17 protein-coding genes are annotated in these 23,509 nt (G+C 63.1%); 6 read left to right on the top strand and 11 right to left on the bottom strand.

The genetic code is table 11. From position 1 onward, the window contains the following. Nucleotides 1–17: 17 nt before the first annotated feature. The 5 genes from M1D43_RS10640 to M1D43_RS10660 form a co-directional block, all read right to left on the bottom strand. A complete protein-coding gene (locus M1D43_RS10640) occupies nucleotides 18–497 on the bottom strand; it encodes a cupredoxin domain-containing protein (RefSeq protein ID WP_010968682.1) in 480 nt (159 codons plus the stop codon). Between the two features lie 39 nt (nucleotides 498–536). Further along, on the bottom strand, nucleotides 537–1,886 hold the full coding sequence (locus M1D43_RS10645; RefSeq protein ID WP_004435899.1) for a multicopper oxidase family protein: 1,350 nt from the start codon (nucleotides 1,884–1,886) through the stop codon (nucleotides 537–539). Nucleotides 1,887–1,900: 14 nt separating this feature from the next. Then, complete coding sequence (locus tag M1D43_RS10650; protein ID WP_153313148.1) at nucleotides 1,901–3,346, bottom strand: TolC family protein; 1,446 nt, start codon at nucleotides 3,344–3,346, stop codon at nucleotides 1,901–1,903. Next, nucleotides 3,343–3,570 (bottom strand): hypothetical protein, encoded by a 228-nt coding sequence (locus tag M1D43_RS10655; protein WP_013843958.1) that lies wholly within the window; start codon nucleotides 3,568–3,570, stop codon nucleotides 3,343–3,345. Before M1D43_RS10655 ends, M1D43_RS10650 begins: the two co-directional genes overlap by 4 nt. A 94-nt stretch (nucleotides 3,571–3,664) precedes the next feature. Next, complete coding sequence (locus tag M1D43_RS10660) at nucleotides 3,665–4,042, bottom strand: hypothetical protein (protein WP_153313149.1); 378 nt, start codon at nucleotides 4,040–4,042, stop codon at nucleotides 3,665–3,667. A 335-nt stretch (nucleotides 4,043–4,377) separates the two neighbouring features. Between M1D43_RS10660 and M1D43_RS10665 the strand changes: the two genes are divergently transcribed. Beyond that, nucleotides 4,378–4,524: a hypothetical protein gene (locus M1D43_RS10665; RefSeq protein WP_015007151.1), complete on the top strand. Its 147-nt coding sequence runs from the start codon at nucleotides 4,378–4,380 to the stop codon at nucleotides 4,522–4,524. Between the two features lie 46 nt (nucleotides 4,525–4,570). Here M1D43_RS10665 and M1D43_RS10670 read toward each other — a convergent pair whose 3' ends face one another. From M1D43_RS10670 to M1D43_RS10685, 4 genes are all read right to left on the bottom strand, one after another. Continuing rightward, nucleotides 4,571–4,783 carry a hypothetical protein gene (locus tag M1D43_RS10670; RefSeq protein ID WP_004435886.1) on the bottom strand — a complete coding sequence of 71 codons (213 nt, stop codon included), beginning with the start codon at nucleotides 4,781–4,783 and terminating at the stop codon, nucleotides 4,571–4,573. A 135-nt stretch (nucleotides 4,784–4,918) separates the two neighbouring features. Next, nucleotides 4,919–6,223, bottom strand: coding sequence for a nicotinate phosphoribosyltransferase (gene pncB, locus M1D43_RS10675; RefSeq protein ID WP_153313150.1), 1,305 nt, complete (start codon nucleotides 6,221–6,223; stop codon nucleotides 4,919–4,921). 115 nt (nucleotides 6,224–6,338) lie between these two features. Continuing rightward, a complete protein-coding gene (gene pncA, locus M1D43_RS10680) occupies nucleotides 6,339–6,938 on the bottom strand; it encodes a bifunctional nicotinamidase/pyrazinamidase (RefSeq protein ID WP_153313151.1) in 600 nt (199 codons plus the stop codon). A 345-nt stretch (nucleotides 6,939–7,283) separates the two neighbouring features. After that, nucleotides 7,284–8,471 (bottom strand): polysaccharide biosynthesis/export family protein, encoded by a 1,188-nt coding sequence (locus tag M1D43_RS10685; protein WP_013843956.1) that lies wholly within the window; start codon nucleotides 8,469–8,471, stop codon nucleotides 7,284–7,286. A gap of 403 nt (nucleotides 8,472–8,874) precedes the next feature. On the opposite strand from M1D43_RS10685, the gene M1D43_RS10690 reads away from it, so the two are divergent. From M1D43_RS10690 to M1D43_RS10710, 5 genes are all read left to right on the top strand, one after another. Next, the gene (locus M1D43_RS10690; RefSeq protein WP_153313152.1) at nucleotides 8,875–16,383 is read left to right on the top strand and encodes a type I polyketide synthase; all 7,509 of its coding nucleotides are present in this window, start codon (nucleotides 8,875–8,877) and stop codon (nucleotides 16,381–16,383) included. Continuing rightward, on the top strand, nucleotides 16,380–17,795 hold the full coding sequence (locus M1D43_RS10695; protein ID WP_004435872.1) for an aminotransferase class I/II-fold pyridoxal phosphate-dependent enzyme: 1,416 nt from the start codon (nucleotides 16,380–16,382) through the stop codon (nucleotides 17,793–17,795). The genes M1D43_RS10690 and M1D43_RS10695 overlap by 4 nt, the downstream gene beginning before the upstream one ends. Nucleotides 17,796–17,834: 39 nt before the next feature. After that, a complete protein-coding gene (locus tag M1D43_RS10700; protein ID WP_153313153.1) occupies nucleotides 17,835–18,638 on the top strand; it encodes an SDR family oxidoreductase in 804 nt (267 codons plus the stop codon). An 81-nt stretch (nucleotides 18,639–18,719) separates the two neighbouring features. Beyond that, nucleotides 18,720–20,336: an LTA synthase family protein gene (locus M1D43_RS10705; RefSeq protein ID WP_318853549.1), complete on the top strand. Its 1,617-nt coding sequence runs from the start codon at nucleotides 18,720–18,722 to the stop codon at nucleotides 20,334–20,336. 23 nt (nucleotides 20,337–20,359) lie between these two features. Then, nucleotides 20,360–21,685 carry a capsule polysaccharide biogenesis protein gene (locus M1D43_RS10710; protein ID WP_153313154.1) on the top strand — a complete coding sequence of 442 codons (1,326 nt, stop codon included), beginning with the start codon at nucleotides 20,360–20,362 and terminating at the stop codon, nucleotides 21,683–21,685. Here the strand turns inward: M1D43_RS10710 and M1D43_RS10715 are convergent. Beyond that, nucleotides 21,655–22,668, bottom strand: coding sequence for a KpsF/GutQ family sugar-phosphate isomerase (locus tag M1D43_RS10715; RefSeq protein WP_153313155.1), 1,014 nt, complete (start codon nucleotides 22,666–22,668; stop codon nucleotides 21,655–21,657). The two genes, M1D43_RS10710 and M1D43_RS10715, sit on opposite strands and share 31 nt — an antisense overlap. A 183-nt stretch (nucleotides 22,669–22,851) precedes the next feature. Next, nucleotides 22,852–23,307: an RrF2 family transcriptional regulator gene (locus tag M1D43_RS10720; RefSeq protein ID WP_010968668.1), complete on the bottom strand. Its 456-nt coding sequence runs from the start codon at nucleotides 23,305–23,307 to the stop codon at nucleotides 22,852–22,854. Nucleotides 23,308–23,509 lie beyond the last annotated feature (202 nt).

A 23,509-nucleotide genomic window follows, 5' to 3' on the forward strand; every position in this document is an offset into this window, starting at 1 on the left:
GACCCTTTCCTGAGGATTTATTTCTGTGCGACGGTCACGTCGCCGTGCATGCCCGCGTCGTAGTGACCCGGCACCAGGCACGCGATCTTGAACGTGCCGGCATTGGTGAATTTCCAGACGATTTCGCCGGACTTTCCGGGGGTGAGACGGATCGCATTCGGATCCTCGTGCTCCATGTCGGGGAATTTCTCCATCGCCGCCTTGTGCTCCATGACCTTGTCCTGCTGGTCGAGGACGAATTCATGCTCGAGCTCGCCGGCGTTCTTGATCGCGAAACGGACGGTCTGGCCCTCGCGGACCTGGAAGTCCGACGGCGCGAAGATCATCTGGCCGTCATCCGTCTCCTTCATGGTCACCCGGATCGTCTGGGTGACGTCGGCCTTCTTGCCGGGTTCCCCGACGGCCATGACCTCGTCATGACCGCCCTCGTGACTGCCGGAAGCGAGCGCCGGTGAGGCGAGCGCCGCGGCAAGAAGTCCGAAGATTGCAGCTTTCATCGTATTGTCCTTTGGTTGGTTGAAGATGGTCATGCGGTATCACCCGTGTTTGGAGTGCTTCGGCGTGATCTGGGTCTTTGCGTTGTCGGCCCTGGTCCAGTCGGGAAGCTCGCCCGTCCACTCCCAGGCCTGCGTTCCGGGCGGGTTTTCGTACCAGCCGGGATCGGAGTAATCGTCCGCCGAGATGCCCTCGCGCACCTTGACGACGGAGAACATGCCGCCCATCTCGATCGGCCCGTGCGGTCCCCAGCCGGTCATCATGGGTATGGTGTTTTCGGGAAGTTCCATTTCCATCTTGCCCATGTCGGACATGCCGGCCGTGCCCATCGGCATGTACTCCGGGCGGACTTTCCGGATCTTCTGCGCGACTTCCTTCTTGTCGACGCCGATGAAGGTCGGGATGTCGTGTCCCATGGCGTTCATCGTGTGGTGCGACTTATGGCAATGGATCGCCCAGTCACCCGCGTATTTGGCGTCGAATTCGTAGGCCCGCATGGCGCCGACCGGAATGTCGATGCTGACCTCCGGCCACCGCGCCTCCGGCCGGACCCAGCCGCCGTCGGTGCATGTGACCTCGAAATCGTAGCCGTGCATGTGGATCGGGTGGTTGGTCATGGTGAGGTTGCCGACCCGGACGCGCACACGGTCGTTCTTGGAAACGACGAGGGGGCTGATGTCGGGGAAAATGCGGCTGTTCCAGCACCACATATTGAAGTTGGTCATTTCCATGACGCGCGGCACGTAGGAGCCCGGCTCGATGTCGTAGGCGTTGAGCAGGAACACGAAATCCCGGTCGACCGGCATGAACTTCGGGTCCTTGGGATGGATCACGAAGAAGCCCATCATCCCCATCGCCATCTGCACCATTTCGTCGGAATGCGGGTGGTACATGAAGGTGCCGGACTTCACGAGATCGAACTCGTAGACGAAGGTCTTGCCGGGCGGGATGTGCGGCTGCGACAGCCCGCCGACCCCATCCATGCCGGACGGCAGGATCATGCCGTGCCAGTGGATCGTCGTCGGCTCCGGCAGCTTGTTGGTGACGAAGATGCGGACCCGATCGCCCTCGACCGCTTCGATCGTCGGTCCCGGCGACTGGCCGTTATAGCCCCAGAGATAGGCGGTCATGCCCTCGGCCATCTCGCGCTCGACCGGCTCGGCGACGAGATGGAACTCCTTGACACCGCTGTTCATCCGGTGAGGCGCGGTCCAGCCGTTGACGGTCACCACCGGGTTGTAGTCGGGGCCGGAGGCCGGACGGACGGGAGCTTGCGTTTCCGCCGTCTCCATGATTGCCGCTTCCGGCAGACCCATATTCGACGTTTTCGCCCAGGCGGCGGTGGATACCAGTGCGGCGCTCGCGCCGAGTAACTGTCGTCTGTTGAACATGTTCGGTTCCTTTCTCAGTTGCCGCTTTCGGCGGCCGCTGCGACCTCGGTTTCGCCGGAGGCTCCCCCGCCGTAAATCGCCGGAGCCAGATCCGCCTCGGCCAGCCAGAAGTCACGCTTGGCGTTGATCGCGAGCAGGATCGAATTGACCTTTTCGCGGCTGTCGGCGAGCAGTTCGAAGGTGCTGGTGATCATCCCGTTATAGGTGAGGAGGGACTGCTCCTCGATCTTGGTGCGCAGCGGCACGACGCTGTTGCGGTAGTGCCGGGCGATGTCGTAGTTGGCGCGGTAGGCCTGATAGGCCGAGCGTGCTTCCGAGCGGACATTGACCGCCTTCTCGGCGAGAAGGTTCGCCGCCCGCATATAGGCGAGCTCGGCCTTGCGCATACGCGCCTTGCCGCTGTCGAAGATGGGAATGGCGAATTCGAGATCGACCCGGCCGGTCGTCTCCGACGAAATGTCGCCGTCCTCCTTTGCCCGCTCGGTCTCGAAGCCGGCGAGGAGGTTGAGGTCGGTGACGTAACGGGTGGCCTCGGTCAGATTGTAGGATCTGGCCGTCGCCTCCAGGTCGAGCTTCGCCATCTGGAGATCGACACGGCGCCGCAGGGCTTCCGCCTCGATCTGGTCGCGCTTCATCAGGCCCTTCGGCAGGGAAGCCAGCCGGTTCGGCACCTGGAATTTGACGTCCGAACCCCAGAGGCCCATCAGCCGCGTCAGCTCCTCCTTGGCCAGACGCGCCTCGAGCCGCGCCTTGGCCCCTTCTCCCGCCAGTTCGGCGTAGAAGACATGCTCGCGGGCCTGCGACCCCTTCGTCATGGCCCCGCTCTCGCCGAGCTTTTCGGCAAGCTCGGACGCCGCGTCGGCCGCCGCCTGCGCCTGGTTGAGCTGGCCCACCGTTTCCCAAGCCGCTACGGCATTGATCCAGGCACGCCGCGTCTCGGAAGCAAGCTGCAACGTGCGCGAAGCGGCATCCAGCTGCGCCTTCCGGAACTCGGTGTCGGCGAGCGCGATATTCCTGTCGCGGGTGACGAGCGCGAGGATATTGGAGACGATCGCGCCCTCGACGGTCCGGAATGCGGTAAGCCCCGGCGTGCCGATTCCCGTAAGCCCGACACCGACGGTCGGGTTGACGAGCATTGTCGCCTGCCAGGCGTCGGCCGCCGACTCGCCGAGATCGGCATAGGCCGCCTGCAGCCCCTTGTTGTTGAGCAGCGCGACCTGGACCGCCGTCTCGACGTCGATGGTCTTCTTCGCCATCAGCGCCTTCACCCGCTCGGAGACGGAGCGGGCCTGTTCCTGGTTCTGCACCCATACGGTCTGCTTGCCGGCGGCTTCGGCCGTTGTCGCCGCGACCAGGGAAAACCCGGCATTCTTAACCGCGTACTCGCCAGCGGTAACGCAGCCGCCGAGTACCAGCGGCAGTGCGAGCGTCGCCGCCAGCTTCATCCTGGCTTTCATCATGATGCGCCTCCTTTCGGAGCCTGCGCATCGTTCTGGTCGCGCCATGGTTTGGGATCGACGGCCCTGCGGTCCGTATAGCCCGCGACAGGACTCGTATAGGCAACGGGGCGCACGTCGGCATCGTTGGCCGGGAGCTCCCCCGAAGCGATCACATCGGGAGGCAGAGTGGCGGCGCAACCGCTCGCAAGAAGCGGCAGGACGGCCACGAAAAACAGATGTTTCATGGATTTATCCGAATAGGAGATTGCGGCAGCGCTCGAGAGCAAGGCTTGCTCGCGAACACGCGTTCGACCCGTCAATCGGACGGGTGCATCCTATTCAGGCGCTTGGGGGCCGGTGCAGCAGCGGCATTTCGCCCGTCGTCCGGGCGTCGTCGACGAATTCCCGGACGGGGGATACGCGGGGTCCGCCAATAGCGTCGGTCGCCGCGAGAATCGCCATGCCGGCACAGAAGTCTTTGCAGCATTGCTGCTTCGCGGGCGTTTGGTCGCCTTCGGCAGAGGAGTCTTGATCGCCGTGCGAATGCACGCCGCTCGCCATATCGTGATGGTCGCTCGACTGCGCGATTTCAGATTTGGACCAGCCGCTGTGCATGGCTGCGGAGGAACTCGGCAATGCGTATACCGCCAGTGACACGAAAATCACCAGGCGGAACAGAATCAACAGCTTTTGCGTCGTGATTCGCAGCATGCCCATGCTCAATGCCTATCATCGGGCTCAAAATTGTCAATCTTCAGCTCACATCGACACGCAAGGCGCATCGACGTGTGGCGCGACTACAACGGGCGAACTTCGCCGCTGCAACCCGATTTCGAGTTCTAGGGCTTACAACGATGGCAAGGTCAATCGGAAAATTTCGGGGACGAGAAATAATTGAAAGTCTCAGGTGCCGTGGCATGCCCGCCACGGTCAGGAAATTGTTAACCATATTCTCCGTTCCTCGGGGAACAGCCCGGCCGGCGCCACAGGAATAACTCTATTCCGCGCTCTTTCGAACGCGGAAGCAAAACAACAGGTCGGAGAAGATGGATATGATCAAATCGGGTCTCGGCGTCACCGTCGCGGTTCTCGCCCTGTCCATCACAGTCAGCGGCATCCTGCATTTTGCGCTGTCCAGCTACCGCCCGGCGGCGAATGCCGCCGTGTCGCACGAAATCACCTCATCGATACCACGATGAAAGAGGCCGCCTTGTCAGGCGCACAAAGATCGCCCGAGGATATGCGTCAGGAAACGCGGCGACGCTGTTCCGGGCCGAAATCTCCCAGCTGAGCCAGAAGTTCGTCGCAGGAGCACTTCTTCGTGTCCATCAAGTCGAGAATGCGTTTGGCGGCCCTGTTGGCCTCCACACCATCCCTGCCGACGTTGTGCAGAGCGCACCAGATATCGAGCGCTCCGCGCATGACGTCCACGTCATCCGGAGAATAGGCCTGACGCACGAACCCCTCCCAAGGTGTACCTCAACGACCTCATCATGGGGCAATCGGGGGGAAATTCAAGGAAATAGTGAGGTACCGCAATAAGTCATATGATTGAGGGATTCGAAGCCGCAGCCGCCGGTTTCTTTTCTCTCGTCACACCCGTACGGATTGCTCCACGAAATCCTCGCTGCCGAAAAATTTCAGATAGCGCTCGACCTCGGCTGGATCCCCCGTCGCCTTGCGCGGGTTGTCCGAGAGCTTGACGGCCGGACGGCCATTTGCCTCGCTGACCTTGCATACGATGGAGATCGGGTTGAGGCCGTTGATTTCGGTCGGGGCGCAGCCGGCGAAATCATTCGTCAGGTTCGTTCCCCAGCCGAAGCTCATGCGCACGCGCCCTTCGAAATGGCAGTAGGTCCTGATGATCGTGTCGACGTCGAGGCCGTCGGAGAAGATCAGAAGCTTCTCCCGGGGGTCTCGGCCCATCTTCTTCCACCAGGCGATGATCTTCTCGCCTCCCTCGATGGGCGGGGCACTGTCCGGCCGGAAGCCGGTCCAGTCCGCCACCCAGACGGGTGCATCCCTGAGGAACGCGGCCGTCCCGAACGCGTCCGGGAGCACGATCAGGAGGTTGCCGCCATAGAGCTGGTTCCAGTCCTGCAGAACCTTGTAGGGCGCGGCCGCAAGCTCGCGGTCGTTGCGGGCAAGCGCCGCAGCCACCATCGGCAGCTCGTGCGCATTGGTGCCGACCGCCTCCAGATCATTGTCCATTGCCAGCAGCACGTTGCTCGAGCCTGTGAAGGACGAGCCGATGCCTTCCTTCAGCGCCTCGACGCACCAGCGCTGCCATAGGAAGCTGTGCCGCCGGCGCGTACCGAAGTCGGAAATGCGCAGGTTCGGATGCTCCCGCAACTGCTCGACCTTCGACCACATCTTGGCCTTGGCGCGGGCATAGAGGACGTCCAGCGTGAATGGGCCGAGCCCTTTCATCGCCGCGCGCGAGCGCAACTCGTTGATGATCGCGAGCGCAGGGATTTCCCACATCGTCGTCTCGGCCCAGCGGCCACGAAAGGTCAGTTCGAATTGGCCGTCACGACGCGACAGCGCGTATTCCGGAAGGCGGAATCTTGCGAGCCAGGCGAGAAATTCCGGCGAAAAGATCTGCGTGCGGCCATAGAAGCTGTTACCCGCAAGCCATATCATTTCTTTCTTGGTGAAGCGCAGGCCTCGCGCGTGGTCGAGCTGGTCGCGCAGTTCCTGTTCGTCGATCTCGTCGGCAAGGCGCACCGTCTTCGTGCGGTTGATCAGCGAAAAGGTCGCGTCCACGTCCGGATAGAGCTGCCAGATCATCTGCAGCATCAAAAGCTTGTAGAAATCCGTATCGAGCAGGCTGCGGACGATCGGATCGAGCTTCCAGGTATGGTTATAGACCCGTCGCGCGATATCGGTCTTTGGCATGCAATACGCTCCTCTTGGACCGTCATGACCCGCTCTGAAGCGAGGCGATCGTGGTCGATATCCTAAGTCCGAGCGGGGACGCGGCCGACGCCGCGCTTCCCCGTCCCGGGGGCGACTAGATCAGCCGGACGCCGGCATCGCGCATGCGCAGGGTCATGGCCGCAAGCGAGCCGTTCAGATCGATGCCACGGCAGGCGCCGAGCACCACCGACGTCGAAAAGCCCTTGGCGACCGCATCGAGTGCCGAGAAGGCAACGCAGAAATCGGTAGCCAGGCCGCAAAGCGTCACGCCTTTTATGCCGCGCTCGCGCAGGTAACCGGCAAGCCCGGTCGGGGTCCGGTGATCGTTTTCGAAAAAGGCGGAATAACTGTCGATCTCGCGACGGAAGCCCTTGCGTATGACGAGCTCCGCCGAGGTCCATCGCAGGGACGGATGAAAATCGGCACCGGCGCTCCCCTGGACGCAATGCTCGGGCCAGAGCGTCTGCTCTCCGTAAGGCATCGCCACGGTCTGAAACGGAGCCTTGCCCGGATGCGTCGAGGCGAAACTGGAATGGCCGGCCGGGTGCCAGTCCTGCGTCAGGACGACATGCGGCGACGCGTCGATGAGGCGATTGACGGCGGGCACGATTTCATCGCCGCCCTCGACCGCGAGAGCGCCGCCGGGGCAGAAGTCGTTCTGCATATCGATAACGATCAGGGCTTCGTCAGCCATTGCCTCTCGCAAATCCGGCCGAGCCGCATCGGCCATCAACAAATCGATCCCGATCACGATGATTCAGGTCGGATCGACCTAAGTCATGAACGTGATCGATTCTAATAAGTTAGAGCGGGATGCGGGCGGAAAACCGCATGCACTTTTCCTCATCCCGCTCTAAACCAGATCAACCATAGAACGCGCGCCGCGGCAAGCATGTTCGACGCTCGCGACGCGAATCCCGGCGAACCTGCGAACCTTATAAAGGTGATTGATTATAGGACGTTAATGCATGCCGGCCGAAAGCATTCCGCCGGCAACCGCGTCGACACCGCCCACGCCTGGTGTCGGCCTACTCCAACGTCAGTTGTTGAAATCGTTGAGATTGTCGGCGACGTTCACGCCGGAATTCACGATACCGATCGGCCGTGCCACGAAATCGAGGAACTTCGTGATGTCGACAGAGGGATGGCGCGAGGCGTAGATGACGTCGCGATTCTTGACCGGGAAGGTCTGACCGACGATGAGGCTGTCCGGTTTCGTCATGTCGAACCGGTAGACGACCGGGTAGCGCCCGACGCGGTCGGCCTTCATGCCCTTGCTCAGCAGCTTGTGAAAACGCTCCTGCCCGAGCAGGCTCATGACGATATCCGGCTCCTCGTAGCGGAACACGAAGTAACCCTTGGCATCCACCGTCCGATCCGAGCCGCCGCCGGCGAGCGCCACGGCCTCGAGCAGGTTGAGATCGTTGGCGCCGAATTCGACGCGCTGATTTGCCCGCACCTGGCCGAGCACCGTGAAGGTGCGCGGATCGCGCGTCACGAAGATCTGGTCGCCCGGCTTTACGTGAATGTTTTCCGAGGGGCTCTCGATGATCGATTTCAGCAGGACCGTGCCGGTCTTCTTGCCGCGCACCAGCGTCACATAGGTCTCGTAGGGCTGCGCCGATGGGCCGCCCGCCTTCGCGATGACCTCGTTGATCGTCTCGCTGACGAGATTGAGAGGCACGACCGAAGGACGGCCGACGGCACCGGACACCGTGACGATGCGCGACGCCGTCGACGTCGACGTCACGATCACGTCCGGCTCGACGGCCTTCTGTTTCAATGCATCGAGGATCGCCTGGCGCGCCTGCTCGAGCGTCAGGCCGGCAAAACGGACCGATCCGACATAAGGAATTGCCGCCTTGCCATCGGGCTGGACGACGAGATCGATGCTCGTCTGCTTCGATTCAGTTGTGGAAAACAGCCCGTCGCTGCCCGCCTCGAAGATCGTGACCTTCAGCTGGTCACCAATGCCGATGACCACCTGACCGACGCCGCCGCCGATGCCGAAGCGGCGGCTGAGGGTTGTGGAAACATATTCGGAAACGAGCCGCGCCGACTGGCCATCGACATCTACAATATCAAATACCGTCGCGTTCCTTCTGCCGATCTCCGAGCCGGACTGGCCGGCATCCGAAACGATATCGGTTGTCAGAGGGCCCTCGCCCGGCACGGCCTGGCATCCCGCAAGCGCAGTACAAAGCAGAAGGGCAGTCACTCGTTTCACTACGACACTCCGTGTTCGGCACAGCAATGATTCCATACAGATATCTGCGCCGCATTTTCCCGGCAGGGAATCCGCCGATCTCTGAAAAGCACAAAGGCCGTCCCACAACAAGCCACCTCGCCGCGACAGCCGGCAAAATAATCGAGACTGCGCTCTTCCGGCCATACCGCCTCGATATTGGTTACGAACCGTCGCCGTAATTGTATTGGATGGATCGCAGGAGACGTATATCTAGCCCTTCGGGGTTGAAAGCTAGGCACTATGAGTTAAAAGCTCACTAATACAGCGCAGGGGATAAAACCGGGGATACCCGCAGAGCAGGAATGTCGCCGATTGCAATTTACGTTAGACCTTGCAATGGGCTAAGACAATTTTAACGGCAGTTCAGAGCGTTCGATCTTACATGACGGTTGAAATCATAGGGCGTGCATGCCTTGCCCCGGGAGCGAAATCTCCGCAGGCGCTGTTCAAAATCCTTCGTCAGGGCAAGTGCACCGTGACCCGCGTCCCTTCGGACCGCTGGGACCTTGCGCGTTTCTGGCACCCGGTCATGGGCACGCCCGGCAAGACCTATTCGTTTGCCGCCGGCGTTCTCGACCATATCTACGATTTCGATCCCGCCGTTTTCGGGATGTCGCAGCGCGAGGCCATGTATATGGACCCGCAGCAGCGGGTTCTGTTGCAGCTCGCCTGGCGAGCGCTCGAGGACGCCAATATTTCCGTGGCGTCGCTGCACGGTGAAAATGTCGGCGTCTATGTCGGCGCCTCCAGCCTCGACCACGCCAATCTGACGGTCGACGATCCGGCTGCCGCCGGGCCCTACTTCATGACGGGCAACACGCTGTCGATCGTCTCCAACCGTATTTCCCACGTCTTCGGCCTGAGCGGTCCGAGCATGACCGTCGACACGGCCTGTTCCTCTTCGCTCGTAGCCCTCGATCAGGCGATGCGGGCGCTGAACGCCGGAGAGATCGACACGGCCATCGTCGGCGGCGTCAATATCCTCGCCCACCCGCTTCCCTTCGTCGGCTTCGCCCAGGCGCGCATGCTCTCGCCCGAAGGGCTCTGCCGCGCCTATGACAATGACGGCGCCGGCTATGTTCGCGCCGAGGGCGGCGTCGTCTTCGTCCTGCGCCGCACGGACCGGGCGCAACGCGAGCGCGACCGGAGCTATGCCCGGATCGTCGCCTCCGGTGTCAATTCGGCCGGCCGCACCAACGGCATCTCGCTGCCCTCGCGCGAGGCGCAGGCCAATCTGCTGAGGATGATCTACGAAGGCAACGGCATCGACGCCAATCAGGTTGCCTTCGTAGAAGGCCATGGTACCGGCACGAAGGTCGGCGACCCGGCGGAGGTATGGTCCATAGGCACGGTGATCGGCGCGAAGCGCCGGGCTCCGGTGCCGATCGGCTCGATAAAGTCCAATATCGGCCATACCGAGCCGGCCTCCGGCCTGTTCGGGATGATGAAGGCGGTTCTGGCTCTGGAGAACAATTATCTGCCGGCCTCGCTGCATTTCGAGACGCCGAACGAGCAGATCGACTTCGACGGCCTCAATGTCCGTGTGACCGCCAATCCGATCGAGCTTCTGAAGGGCAAGCGGGCGCGGCTCGCCGGCATCAATTCCTTCGGCTTCGGCGGCGCCAACGCCCATGTCGTCATCAGCGATCCGGATCCGGCACAGGCGGAAAAGGCTGCGACCTCGCCGGCGGGCCACGTGTTTCTGGCAAGCGCCCATACCGCGTCGAGCCTCGAAAACCTGCTCAGAGACTATAAGGCCGCCTTTGCGGGCGCGACGAAGGAAGAGACGCGCGCGATCGTCGCCGCCTCCGGCGCCAATCGGACGCATATGCGCCATCGGTTCGCGGCACGCAGCGATCATCCCGAAGATATCGTCCGGGCGATTGCCAACCACCTGGAAAAGCCCGGCTCCGATATCGGGGAGACGGGCGAAGCGGCCGCGAAAGAAGCAAAGGTCGCCTTCGTCTTCTCCGGCAACGGCTCGCAATGGGCCGGCATGGGTGTCGAGGCCTTCCGCGAGAATCTGCACTTCCGTCAGTCGTTCACTTCGGTCAGCGCCCTTTTCAGGTTCCATTCGGATATCGTCCTCACCGATCTCCTGACCGACCCCGAACTCGACAGGAAGCTCGCGGATACGAAGGTGGCCCAGCCGCTGCTTTTCGCGATACAGGCCGCGCTCTCCGACTCGCTCGTGGCCATGGGCATCAAGCCGACCGCCGTCTTCGGTCATTCGGTCGGCGAAATCGCCGCGGCCTATGCAGCGGGGGCGCTGTCGCTCGTCGACGCCGTGTCGATCGTCGCCAAACGATCGCTGCACCAGGACCTTCTGGCCGGCCAGGGCACGATGGCGGCCGTTATGCTGGGCGAGGAGGCAGCCAAGGCTTTCGCGGCGGAGCGCGGTCTCGACGATGTCTGCGTCGCAGCAATCAACGCTCACAATTCGGTGACGATTTCCGGCCCGGCGAACGAGATTTCGGCGTTCCGCGACGCTGCGCGCAAGGCGAAAATCCCGGTTCAGATCCTCGACATCAATTATCCGTTCCACCATCCGATCATCGACCGGGCGAAAGAGGCGTTCCTCTCCGATATCCCTGATATCGCCCCCCGCCGGACGGAGCTGGCCTATCTGTCGACCGTCACGGGTGCCGCGCTCGACGGGACTGCTCTCGATCCCGACTACTGGTGGAAGAACGTTCGCGAGCCCGTGCGTTTCCAGGCCGCTGCCGAGGCCGCGCTCGATCTCGGCTGCATGCTGTTCATCGAGATCTCGCCGCGTCCGATCCTTGGCTCCTATGTCAAGGAGACGATCAAGCAGGCGGCAGTGCCGGCTTCGGTGGTGGCGACATTGCTGCGCGACGCCGGCGCGAACGGCCACGATCCGATCTCCGCGTCGATGGCGCGCGCAGTCGCCCACGGTGCCGCCGTCGACCGGTCGCGTGTCTATGGCAAGCGGGACGCATTCATCGAACTCCCCGCACTGCCCTTCGAGCCGGTGGAACTGCGGCCGGCGGCCACGACCGATGCGACGGATCTCTTCGGACGTTCCGCAAAGCCCTATCGGCTCAACGGCTGGCGCGGCGACCCCAATGCGGGAAGCTGGAAAAACCACGTCGACGCGCATCTCTTCCCTGATCTCGCCGAACACGTGGTCGACGGCAAGGCGATCCTCCCGGGCAGCGGTTTCATCGAAATCGCCGTTTCCGCCGCCCAGCAATATCACGGCAGCGACGAGGTCGAGATCACCAATCTGGAGATCGTCCGCCCGCTCGAACTGAGCGACAGCCGTATCATGGAACTCTCGACCATCCTGTCGCCGGAGACCGGCGACATCGAGATCCGGTCGCGCGAACGTCTCTCGGAAGACGATTGGACGGTGCATGCCGTCGCGCGAAGCCGCAAGCCCTTACCGGCGACGAGCAACGACTGTCCGTCCACCAAAGGCTTGGCGAAGACGGCGACCGTGACGGCGGCCAAGGCCTATGAAACGGCGAAGCAGTTCGGGCTGGACTACGGCCCGCAATTCCAGCTTCTCTCCAAAGCCGTGGCCTATGGCGACCGGCTTATCGACGTCGAGTTGAAGCACCCCCAGGCATCGGGGCACCCCCACGTCACCTACGCCCTTCATCCGATCTCGGTCGACGCGACCTTCCACGGCCTGGTCGCACTCTTCGACCGCTTCACCGGCGACAAGGGCGGCGCCCCCTATATTCCTGTCCGTTTCGGCTCCGTGCGCGTCGTCAATGCCGGCCGGCCGATCGCCCGCGCGACGATCGAGATCGAGCGGGTCAGCGCCAACTCGATCAAGGCACGGTTCCATTTCTTCGACGAGACCGGCGTCGCGATCGCACACTTCGAGGATTGCCGCTTCCGCCGTACCTATCTGCGCAAGCACAAGACGCTTGAAGGCCTTTCCTTCCACTATGAGGCAGTTCTGTCCGACGTGGTCATGCCCGGCACGAAAGTTGCGACGGCCATGCCTGCGACGCTGGCCGAGCCGATCGATGACAATGGCGTCGACAACGCGACCCTGCTCTTCAACGCCGCCATCTACCGCGCCTGCCAGGAAATTGCCCTGAAGCTCGGCAGGGGGACCGCCACAGTGCGAGGCGACGCGCTGCCCGGGGACTTCGCGTTCCAGTGCTTCCTGACGAGCTGCCTGCTGACGCTCGAGGATGCCGGCCTTTGCGAGCACCAGAACGGCAACTGGAAGGTCGCACGGGAGTTCTCGCTTCCGACCGTTCCGGAGATCCTTGGCGAGCTCTATGGCGACCGCCCCGATCGTGCGGTGGAAGCGGTGCTCGTCAACAACGCCTATGCGGAAGCACTCAGCCGTCTCAACGCGCTGCTTGGGCCGGTGCGTGCAGGCGACGACGCGGCTTCGTTCAATGCCGGTTTCATCAGCGAAGCGACGCTCGACCATCAGGCCGTGCATTCCGTGGCGAGCCGGTCGCGCATGGACCAGGTGCTTCATACGGTCGAACAAGTTCTCGCTGCGCAGCCGGCAGGCGCCCGCCTGCGGCTCATCGAACTCGGCAGCGTCTCCGCCGGCTTCAGCCGCCGGCTGGCCGATCTGGCAGCGCGCAATGGTGCAGCACTTTCCATTTTCGAGCCGCGCGACAATGCACAACGGAATCTGGAAATCGCCTTCGAGGAGGATGCGCATGTGCGCGTTCTGAAGAAGAGCGAATTCGCCGATATCGGCCCGTTCGACCTCGCCGTCAGTGCTTCGGACAATCTCTACCAGCTGATCGAAGAGGAGAGCGGCGTCCGCACGGCCCTTCGCTCCATGCCCGCCGGAAGCGGGTTCGTCGCGGCCGTCAGCGCGCCGTCGATCTTCGCCGATTTCGCCCTGGGTCTCTCGGGCGGATGGTTCGAGCGCAGCCAGACGGCAGAATTCCCGATCGGCAGGATCGCGGCCGTACCCCATTGGCAGAAGTGTCTCGCAGATCTCGACCTCGGCGACGTGGTCGTGACGGATCGCGAATGCCCGCATGGGAACACCATCCTGATCGAGGCCCGTGGCACAGCGGCGGCGGGTGCAGGCGCCGAGCCGGGGGAAACCGCGACACCATATCTGCTGATCGAGACTGCCACTGCCCAGAAACCGGTCGCGGCCGGCGGAAGGAGTGCCGCTCCCGTCCGTGTGACAGGCGACCTTGCCGCAGATATGGCGACGCTCCGCGCAGCCCTCGAAGCCATGGGCGACAGACCGTTGCGCGCAGTTTTCATGTCCGAGGCGGAGCGCGCCGGCGGCGACGGTTCGGCCCTGCTGCAGACGCGCGTATTGGCGCTCAGCGCCTTTGCCGAGGCATTGAAACAGCATCTCGCCGGCGTCGAGCCGGAGGGCGACGACCGGCCGCGCCTTGTGCTCGTGGCCCCGGGCGGCGCTCCCTTGTCAGCCTCGGCAAGCTCCGGGCTGAATTCCGGATTGTGGGCCTTCGCCCGCGTCCTTCAGAACGAATATGAGTTTATCGACGTTCACACGCTCGATCTTGCCGGTGATGCCGACATCGGCCGCAAGGATATGCTTGCCGCAGCGCTTCCCCTGCTGACGGTTTCGGGACAGAACCGGGAATGGCTGCTCGACCGGAAGACGGGCCTGCTGTCGGAGCTTCGGGCCGTACCCGGCGCAACGAACAAGGCTGACGGGAAAACCAACGCCTTCGCGGCCGCGACCATTCGCCAGCGCGTCAGCTCGCAGGTTGCAAGCATCGCCTGGGAAGAGGCGAGCGTACCGGAGCCGGGCCCCAACGAGGTCGTCGTCGCCGTCGCGGCAACCGGCTTGAATTTCCGCGACGTGATGTGGGCCATGGGCCTGTTGCCGGAAGAGGCGTTGGAAGACGGCTTCGCCGGGGCAACCATCGGCATGGAACTGTCCGGCCACGTGGTCGCGGTCGGCGAAGAGATCGACGATCTCGCGGTCGGCGATGCGGTGATGGCGATCGCCTCCGCCGCCTTCTCGACCCATGCGGTCGTCGCGCGCGCCGGCATCGCCAAGCTGCCGCGAGCGTTGAGCCCGGTGGCCGCGGCCACATTGCCGGTCGCCTTCCTTACCGCCTACTACGCCATTGTCGAGCTCGGCCGCATTCAGGCTGGAGAGACGATTTTGATCCACGGTGCTGCCGGCGGCGTCGGCCTTGCCGCGCTCCAGGTCGCAAAGCTCAAGGGCGCCAAGGTCATCGCCACGGCGGGAACGCGCGAAAAGCGGCGTTTCCTGACGATGCTCGGCGCCGATCATGTCTTCGATTCGCGTTCGCTCGGCTTCGTCGAGGATGTCCGTTCGGTCACCGGCGGGGAAGGCGTCGACCTCGTGCTCAATTCGCTTTTCGCCGAAGCGATGGAGCAGAGCCTCTCGCTGGTGAAACCCTTTGGCCGGTTCCTGGAACTCGGCAAGCGCGACTATTACGCCGACAGCAAGATCGGGCTCAGGCCGTTCCGCCGCAATGTCAGCTATTTCGGCATCGACGCCGATCAGTTGCTGGTGAATGCGCCGGATCTGACCAGGCGCATCTTCATGGAGATCGGAGCGCTCTTCGAGGAAGGCAAGCTCACGCCGCTTCCCTATCGCGCCTTCGATTACGATGAAATCGGCAATGCCTTCCGGCTGATGCAGAATGCCGGGCATATCGGCAAGATCGTGGTGCTGCCGCCCGTTGCCGGCAGGCACGAGGTGACGGCGAAGGCTGTGAGGGGCATGAAGGTCGACCCGGACGGCGTCCATCTCGTCGTCGGCGGCATCGGCGGCTTCGGCCTCGTCGCCGCCAACTGGCTCGTCGAGAAAGGCGCACGCCGTATTGCGCTTTGCTCCCGCCGAGGCCAGCCGGATGCGGAAACGCGCGCGATGATCGAGCGCTGGCAGAATGGCGGCGTTGCGGCTTCGGTCCATGCTTGCGACATCACGGATGCCGCGGCCGTGGAGACGCTTCTGGCGACGCTTCGTTCGGAAGCACCGCTTCGCTCCGTCGTTCACGCGGCGATGGTGCTCGACGATGCGCTGATCAGCAATCTGAGCCGCGAACGCAACCGGCCGGTCATCGAAACGAAAGCCAAGGGCGCGGCAATTCTCGATCGCCTTACCCGTGGTGACAGGCTCGACAACTTCATCCTGTTCTCCTCGGCCACGACGCTGGTCGGCAACCCCGGCCAGGCGAACTATGTCGCCGCCAACGGCTATCTCGAAGGCCTTGCCCGTGCACGGCGCCAGGAGGGCCTGGCAGGGCTCGCCGTCGGCTTCGGCGCGATTGCCGATGCCGGCTACCTGACGCAGAACGCCGATGTCAACGACCTGCTCGCCAAGCGCATCGGCAAAACGGCGCTGAAGGCCCAGGTGGCGCTCGACATGGTGGAAAACCACATCGCCGCGGATCCGGGCACGGTCGACGCGGCCGTCGTGATGATTTCGGAGATCGACTGGACGGCTGCGCGGAACCTGCCGGTCGCCCGCAACGCGCTCTTCGAGGTGATCCTGCGCAGCGCCGATCAGCATGCCGCTGGCGCCGAGGGCACGACGATGGATCTCGTCGCCATGATCGAAGGCAAATCGCCGCAGGAGGCCGAGGACATCCTCTTCGATCTGGTGGCCGGCGAGATCGCTGCCATCCTTCGCGTCTCGAAGGATACGGTCACTCGCGGAAAGATATTGAAGGAGATCGGCCTCGACAGCCTCATGGCCGTTGAACTCGGCATGAGTTTCCAGCAGAACACCGGCTTCGACATGCCTTTGAGCGGCGTCGCGGACAATACCACGGTCGGCGACATCGCGCGCAAGCTCCATGAAAAGGTAAGCAAGCGTGACCAGGGCAACGAGAACGAGGCCGGTGACGACAAGCTTGTAACAGAACTCACGCAGCGTCATGTCGGAGCGGACAAGGAAAAAGCACTGAGTCAATGAGCAACGACGGAAACGGCCAGACCTTCCCGAAGATGAACAGCAGTCTCAAGGAGAGCCTGTTGGACAGGATGCGGAACACGCATCAATCGTCCGAGCGCAACCGGATGGCGCGCTCGGAGCGGGAGTTGCCGCCGGCTCCGCGTCGCCAGCAGGCGCGTTTCGAGGATTTGCCCGAGTATAAGCAGGTCCTTACGCAGAAGATCGCCAGCGAGCAGCTCGGCATCGCCAACCCGTTCTACCGGCCGCATCAGACGGCAGCCGGTGCGACGACGATGATCGATGGCCGCAAGCTGATCAACTTCGCCTCCTATGACTATCTCGGGCTCAACCGGCATGCTCACGTCCTCGAGCGGGCGCGCGAGACGATCGCCGGCTTCGGGATTTCCGCGTCGGCGAGCCGCCTCGTTGCCGGCGAACGGCCGCAGCATGTGGAGCTCGAAGAAAAGATCGCGCAATTCTACGGCGTTGATGCCGCCGTCTGTTTCGTAAGCGGCTACCTGACGAATGTCGCCGCGATCAGCTGCCTGATGGGGCCGAAGGACCTCGTCATCCACGACGAGTTCATCCACAACAGCGCGCTCGCCGGGATCAAGCTTTCAGGCGCGACACGCCGCTTCTTCAAGCACAACGACACCGCGGATCTCGAGCATGTCCTGCGCACCGTCGCCGGTGACTACCGGCGCATCCTCGTGATCGTCGAGGGCATCTACTCGATGGACGGCGACGTCGCCAATCTGCCGGCGCTTCTGAAGCTCAGGGCCGAATACGGCTTCTGGCTGATGGTCGACGAGGCGCATTCGCTCGGGGTCCTCGGCCGGCACGGCAGGGGCCTCGCCGAACATTTCGGGGCCGATCCGCACGAAGTCGACATCTGGATGGGAACATTGTCGAAGACGACGTCGAGCTGCGGCGGCTACATAGCAGGAAGCGCCGCCCTGGCGGCCGTGCTGAAGGCATCTGCCGGCGGCTTCGTCTATAGCGTCGGCCTCGCCCCCGTGCTTGCCGCATCCGCGGTCGCCAGCCTCGACATCCTGGCAAGCGAACCGGAACGCACGGCGGCGGTGAGACGCAACGGCAGCCTGTTCCTGAAGCTTGCCAAGGAGGCCGGCCTCGATACCGGGCTGAGCGGCGGCTTTTCGGTCGTGCCTGTCATCGTCGGGGATTCGCTGCGCGCCGTCCAGCTTTCGAACGACCTGCTCGCCGCCGGCGTCAACGTCCTGCCGATCATCCACCCGGCGGTGCCGGAAGGACAGGCGCGCTTGCGCTTCTTCATCACCTGCGACCACACCGAGGAACAGATCCGCCGCACCGTCACATTGACGGCCGAACGCCTGAAGGATCTCACCGACCGCAATTTCGGCCTCGGCGGCGTCGATATCGAGAAGATGCTGAGTGCGCTCTCGGCGCGCTGACCACCAGCCGCCGCAGGCGGGCCGCCAACGGGTTCGTCCATGACACATGTGATCATCACCGGCGGCTCGAGCGGAATTGGCCTCGCGGTCGCCTCGATCTACGCGGCCCGCGGAGCGCGGCTCTCTCTTGTCGCACGCTCGCGCGATCTTCTGGAGAAGGCAGCACAGAATCTGGTAGCCGAACACGGTCTCGAGGCTGGAGCTGTCCGTGTGGAGGCCGCCGATGTCTCCAAAGGAGAGGAGATCGAGGCCGCGATCTTCCGCTGTGTGGATGCGTTCGGACCCTGCGACGTTCTCGTGACCTCGGCAGGCGTCGTCGAACCGGCGCCATTCGAAGCGATGCAGGGCGCGGCCTTCGACCGGCAGATGGAAACGAACTTTTCGGGCACGGTGCATGCCGTGCGCGCAGTTTATCCGGACATGAAGAACAGGCGCCGCGGCCATATTCTGATGGTTTCTTCGGGTGCCGGCCTGATCGGCATCTACGGATATACCGCCTACTGCGCCTCGAAGTTCGCGCTTAACGGGTTCGCCCAGGCGCTGCGCAGCGAAGCGCGCGCCCACAATGTCGGCATTTCGATCTGCTTTCCACCCGATACGGAGACGCCGCAATTCAAGAGGGAGCTTGCCGCCCGGCCAGTGGAGGCAAGCGTAATCATGGGAACCGTCCGCCCATGGACGGCCGAGGCGGTCGCGCGAAAGATCGTCAAGGGCATCGACCGGCGGCGCTTCGAGATTTATTTTGGCGCGGTCTTGTATCTTCTCGGCCGCTTCGGGCCGGCGGTCAGGCCTTTCCTCAATTGGTGGTTCGACCGGGCAATCGCGCGCAACAGTGGACTGTGACGGCGGCGCCCGCGGCCATGCTTGTGCCAGCCAATATTAGGCTTTAAGTGTCGGGAGAAGCCTTCTGCCGAGGCGGCGACGGTGAAATGGCTCAAAGGTATCGGCTTGGCGCTCATTCCCTTCAACCTGCATGACTACCCGATAGCCTTGACCCTCGGGTGCTACCTGCTGTCCTGCGCGGTGATCTTCTATACGGACCGGTTCGCCCTTCCGGCGCGCGAACGCAGGAAGAACGCACCGAAATACGGGAGCAATCGGGACAGGATCGACCATCTCGCCCGGCTGCCGGTCATCGCGCTCGTCTTTGCCGGCTTCTTCGCGATCTCGTGGCGGCCCCTCTATGCCGCCGCCGGCACGATGAGTTTCTTCATCATTTTCACCGGCATTTCCCGCGCGAAGTTCAAGTTCATCCGTGAGCCGCTGGTCTTTTCCGATATCGCCCTGGTCGCGGATGTCTTCAAGTACAAGACGATCTTCTATGCGAGCTCGCTGAACATCGTCTTCTGGATCGTCGCCTTCCTTTACGTGTTCGGCGTATCGGCACTTTACATGTATTTCGAGCCGACGATCCTGCCCGAAAGAAGCAGGCTCTTCTGGGTTCTGGTGATGGTGGGGATCGCCGCCGGACCCTGGGGCCTGTTGTTTTACGGGCCCGTGAACCGCCCGACGGCCGCTCTCGTGCAGAGACTGGTGAAGGCGATCAACGTCAAGATGAACACGGTGCGTTTCGGTACCTTCGCTTCCGTCGTCTTCCATTTCATCATCTGGCTCGGCGTCAAGCGCGACAAGATCGTCGCCGAATTGTCGGAAATACTGCGCGCCGCGGTGCACGACCTCATCGGCCACGAGGAGGCCCCGCTGATCATCGTATGGCAGTCGGAGTCCTTCATCGACATGCGGCATTTCGGTGTCGATTCGATCAAGCTTCCGACGGTCGACCGGTTGCGCAAGCAGGCGGTGCAATGGGGGCGCTTGAGCAATGTCTTCGAGGGCGGCTACACGCTGCGCACCGAATTTGCCGTCCTGAGCGGCCTTGTGCCCGACGACATCCACGTCGATGCCAGCTATCCTTATCTCCGTGCCGCGCACTATGCCGATATCGTCTGGCCCGGAAAGCTCAAGCGCGCCGGCTGGCGCACGCATTTCATTCATCCCTATGACCGGACGTTCTTCCTGCGGCACAAGGCGATGCCCCTGCTCGGCTTCGAGAAGCTTACCATGCTCGATGCCTTCGACCATAAACCGGAGCGGGATGGGCTTTATGTCTCCGACGCCACCCTGGCAGCCCGCGTGCTCGCCGAAGTCGAGAAGCTGCCGGAAGAGGAGAGCGGCTTTTTCTTCGTCGCCTCGATGGCAAATCACGGCCCCTGGGAACCGGGGCGCGTCGGTACGCTCACCAATCCCGTCGATATCTACCTGGCCATCCTCGAGCAGTCTGACGCTGCGTTGAAGCAGCTGATCGACGGCCTCAACAAGCTCGACCGGCCGGTCTGGTTCGTCTTTTACGGCGACCACGCGCCCCTTCTGAAATCTTTCGCGGATCCCTTCCCGGATCCCCGCACGGATTATTTCATCGTGCCGCTCGCCAAGGCGCGCGCTGCGGCCCACAGCCCGAAGCGGGCGAAGGACGAGGATCCTTGGAACCTGCTCGGCTCCATGCTGAAGCACGCCAATCTGCACAAGGACGCGCTGCAATAGCAGCGTCTTCCGGAATCCGCCCGATGACAGCAGATACGACCATAGATCCCGCGGCGCCAAGAACCTTCCTGTTCTTGCAGGGACCGGCGTCGCCGGTCTTCGCCAAGGTCGCCGGGCATCTCGAAGTGCTGGGCCATTGCTGCCTGCGCATCAACCTCAATCCCGGCGACCAGATCTTCTGGCGGCGCCGGGGCGGCCATAACTACCGTGGCTCGTTGGCGCGGTGGCCGGCCTATGTGGAGGCCTTCATCCGCCGCCACGCCGTCACCGACCTCGTCCTGCTCGGCGAAGAGCGCCCCTATCACCGGATCGCCACAGCTGCCGCGCGAAAAGCCGGCGTCCGAGTCTTTGTGGTCGAAATGGGCTATCTCAGGCCGGACTGGTTGACGCTCGAGCGCGGCGGCATGTCGTCCAACTCGCACTTTCCGGTCGATCCCGCGCAAATCCTGCGAGCGGCAACGGGACTGCCCGAGCCCGACTGGCAACGGTGCTACGGGCAGAGCTTTCTTGCGGAGGCGGCATACGACCTCCTCTACAACCTGCCGAACGTGTTTTTCTGCTTCCTCTTTCCCGGCTACCGCCGGCACGGCATCTTTCATCCGCTCGCCGAATATGCCGGGTGGATCCGGCGGCTGGCGGCCGGCAAAGGCGAGCAGCGGCGCGCGGATGCGTTGATCCGCTCGCTTTCGGCGAAAAATGCGCCGTACTTCGTCTATCCGCTTCAACTTGAAACGGACTATCAATTGCGTGCGCATTCACCCTTCGGCAGCCAGCGGGAAGCGATCGACGGCATCCTTGCCTCTTTCGCGCGCCGTGCGCCGGCAGGAACCAGGCTCGCCGTCAAGGTGCACCCGCTCGACAACAGCCTGATCTCCTGGCGCAGGATCGTCGCGGACAAGGCCGCCTCACTCGGTGTCGGCGACAGGGTCCTCTATCTCGACGGCGGCAATCTCGATTCGCTCACGGAGCACAGTTGCGGAATGGTAACGGTCAACTCGACCGCCGGACTGCATGCTCTGAAGCAGGGCAAGCCCGTGAAGGTCCTGGGAAAGGCCGTCTTCGACATTGCCGGTCTCACCGACCAGCAGCCGCTCGACGCGTTCTGGACGGCGCCCGAGGCACCGGATCCGGTGCTGAGCGGGGCAATGTTCAGGCTGATGGCCGCTTCGATCCAGGTGCGCGGGAACTTCTATTCCCGTGCGGGTACGGATGCCGGCGCCAAGGCGATCGCCGAGCGGCTGCACCGCAACGACGTCAATGAACCGGGCGCCTTCGTCGACCCGCCGCCCCGGCAAAAGCCGGTGAAACTCAGCGAAGATCAGGCGACGCCGGCGCGCAGCAGATCGTGAATGTGCAGGATGCCGACCGGGGCGCCGGCCTCGTCGACGAGGAACAGCACGGTGACCTTGTGGTCCTGCATGAATTCCATGGCGGCGCTGGCAAGGACGTCACCCTTGATCACCCGCGGGTTGCGCGACATCACCTCCTGGACCGGTTGCGCCAACAGGTCGCCCGCCATGTGACGGCGCAGGTCGCCGTCGGTGATGACGCCGATCAGCTTGCCGCTTTCATCTGTTATGCCGACGACGCCGAAGCCCCTGGCCGACATTTCGATGACCGCCTCGCTCATCGGACGGCCGACGGAGAGTAACGGCATCTGTCCGGTGCCATGCGCCAGCTCCTGAACCAGGCGCAGCTGCGCGCCCAGCTTGCCGCCCGGATGGAAGGTCTTGAAATCCTCGGCCGAGAAGCCGCGCCGCTCCAGGAGCGCGATCGCCAGAGCATCGCCGACGGCAAGCTGCAGCATGGCCGAGGTCGTCGGCGCCAGGCCGTGCGGACAGGCCTCCGGCACCTTCGGCAGCACGAGGGCTATCTCGGAATTGCGTGCGAGCGTGCTCTCGCGGTTGGAGCAGATCGAGACGATCGGCACCTTGAAGCGCTTGGCGTATGTCAGCATGTTGGCGAGTTCCGCCGTTTCGCCCGACCAGGAGAGCAGCACCAGCGCATCCTGAGCGGTGATCATGCCGAGGTCGCCGTGGCTTGCCTCGGTCGGATGGACGAAATAGGCCGAGGTGCCGGTGGATGCGAGGGTGGCTGCAATCTTGCGGCCGATATGCCCGCTCTTGCCGACCCCGGAAACGACGACGCGGCCGTCGCCGTCGCCCATCAGTTCGACCGCATTGACGAGGGCGCCCGCGAAGGCCTGGTCACTGGTCAGATGGTCTGCAAGGGCCTTGATGCCGTTCGTCGCCGTCGTCAGCGTCCTGCCGATCGACTCCAGCACGGTGCCACCGGCATGCGCATCCGCCGTCGCGTGTCTCACACCCATCATCGACCCCCTTTAGGGCACCTCCGGGAAAACTGCGTCACGGTTTTCCGCCGGAAGTGCGTAGCCAAAAAACGGCCTCGTCAGCGGGCCGCAGCAAGATAGACGCCAGATAGGCTCTTTTCATGGACAAACCAAGCCTTTCGGCGGCCATTTATACCAAACCGGCGACGTTTCGAACCGTCATGCTCAGCCGACGCGCTTTTCGACCGAGGTCTCCGGAGGAAGGACCCCGCCGGCGGCGAATTCGGCGAGCGTCATCGAATCGAGGATGGAGGACATCGCGTCACGCACCGATGTCATCGAGATGCGCACCCGGCAGGTCTCCGGATCGGTGCAGTCGTCGCACATTTCATAGGCCGTGCGGCTGGCGCAGCGTATCGGCGCCAGCGGGCCGTCGAGCGTCCTTATGACATGGCCGATGCGAATCTCGGAGGCCGGTCGCGACAGGGAATAACCACCGCCCGGTCCTTTCTTCGAGCGCAACACGCCGGCGTTGCGCAGTTCCAGGAGTATAGTGTCTAGAAACTTTTTCGGAATGTTGTTGCGCTGTGCGATTTCGGTGATGAAGGCAGTCTGCCCGGGTGGAAGCCGTGCCAGGTCGACCAATGCTTTCAGTCCGTATTTTCCCTTCTTCGTCAGCATTCGAGTCAATTCTCCCCGATCCCGCAGAAACGCCGGATCCGACCTCGGAAACAGTCTTGTCCCGGCATAGCACAAGAATGCGCTGCCAATACACTGATATAGTCGACAACGGAGAAGGATCGGTAACCGAGGATGGAAGAGTGCAGGAGCGCGTCAGGGTTTCAATGTATCACTGACGCGCCCCAGAGAATTTCTTGTCCTG

The organism is Ensifer sp. R1-3 (assembly GCF_056739175.1).

Coding starts and splice junctions, on each gene's coding strand:
- M1D43_RS10640 (WP_010968682.1), bottom strand. CDS start 497: ATGAAAGCTGCAATCTTCGGACTTCTTGCCGCGGCGCTCGCCTCACCG.
- M1D43_RS10645 (WP_004435899.1), bottom strand. CDS start 1,886: ATGTTCAACAGACGACAGTTACTCGGCGCGAGCGCCGCACTGGTATCC.
- M1D43_RS10650 (WP_153313148.1), bottom strand. CDS start 3,346: ATGATGAAAGCCAGGATGAAGCTGGCGGCGACGCTCGCACTGCCGCTG.
- M1D43_RS10655 (WP_013843958.1), bottom strand. CDS start 3,570: ATGAAACATCTGTTTTTCGTGGCCGTCCTGCCGCTTCTTGCGAGCGGT.
- M1D43_RS10660 (WP_153313149.1), bottom strand. CDS start 4,042: ATGGGCATGCTGCGAATCACGACGCAAAAGCTGTTGATTCTGTTCCGC.
- M1D43_RS10665 (WP_015007151.1), top strand. CDS start 4,378: ATGATCAAATCGGGTCTCGGCGTCACCGTCGCGGTTCTCGCCCTGTCC.
- pncB (WP_153313150.1), bottom strand. CDS start 6,223: ATGCCAAAGACCGATATCGCGCGACGGGTCTATAACCATACCTGGAAG.
- pncA (WP_153313151.1), bottom strand. CDS start 6,938: ATGGCTGACGAAGCCCTGATCGTTATCGATATGCAGAACGACTTCTGC.
- M1D43_RS10690 (WP_153313152.1), top strand. CDS start 8,875: ATGACGGTTGAAATCATAGGGCGTGCATGCCTTGCCCCGGGAGCGAAA.
- M1D43_RS10695 (WP_004435872.1), top strand. CDS start 16,380: ATGAGCAACGACGGAAACGGCCAGACCTTCCCGAAGATGAACAGCAGT.
- M1D43_RS10700 (WP_153313153.1), top strand. CDS start 17,835: ATGACACATGTGATCATCACCGGCGGCTCGAGCGGAATTGGCCTCGCG.
- M1D43_RS10710 (WP_153313154.1), top strand. CDS start 20,360: ATGACAGCAGATACGACCATAGATCCCGCGGCGCCAAGAACCTTCCTG.
- M1D43_RS10715 (WP_153313155.1), bottom strand. CDS start 22,668: ATGATGGGTGTGAGACACGCGACGGCGGATGCGCATGCCGGTGGCACC.
- M1D43_RS10720 (WP_010968668.1), bottom strand. CDS start 23,307: ATGCTGACGAAGAAGGGAAAATACGGACTGAAAGCATTGGTCGACCTG.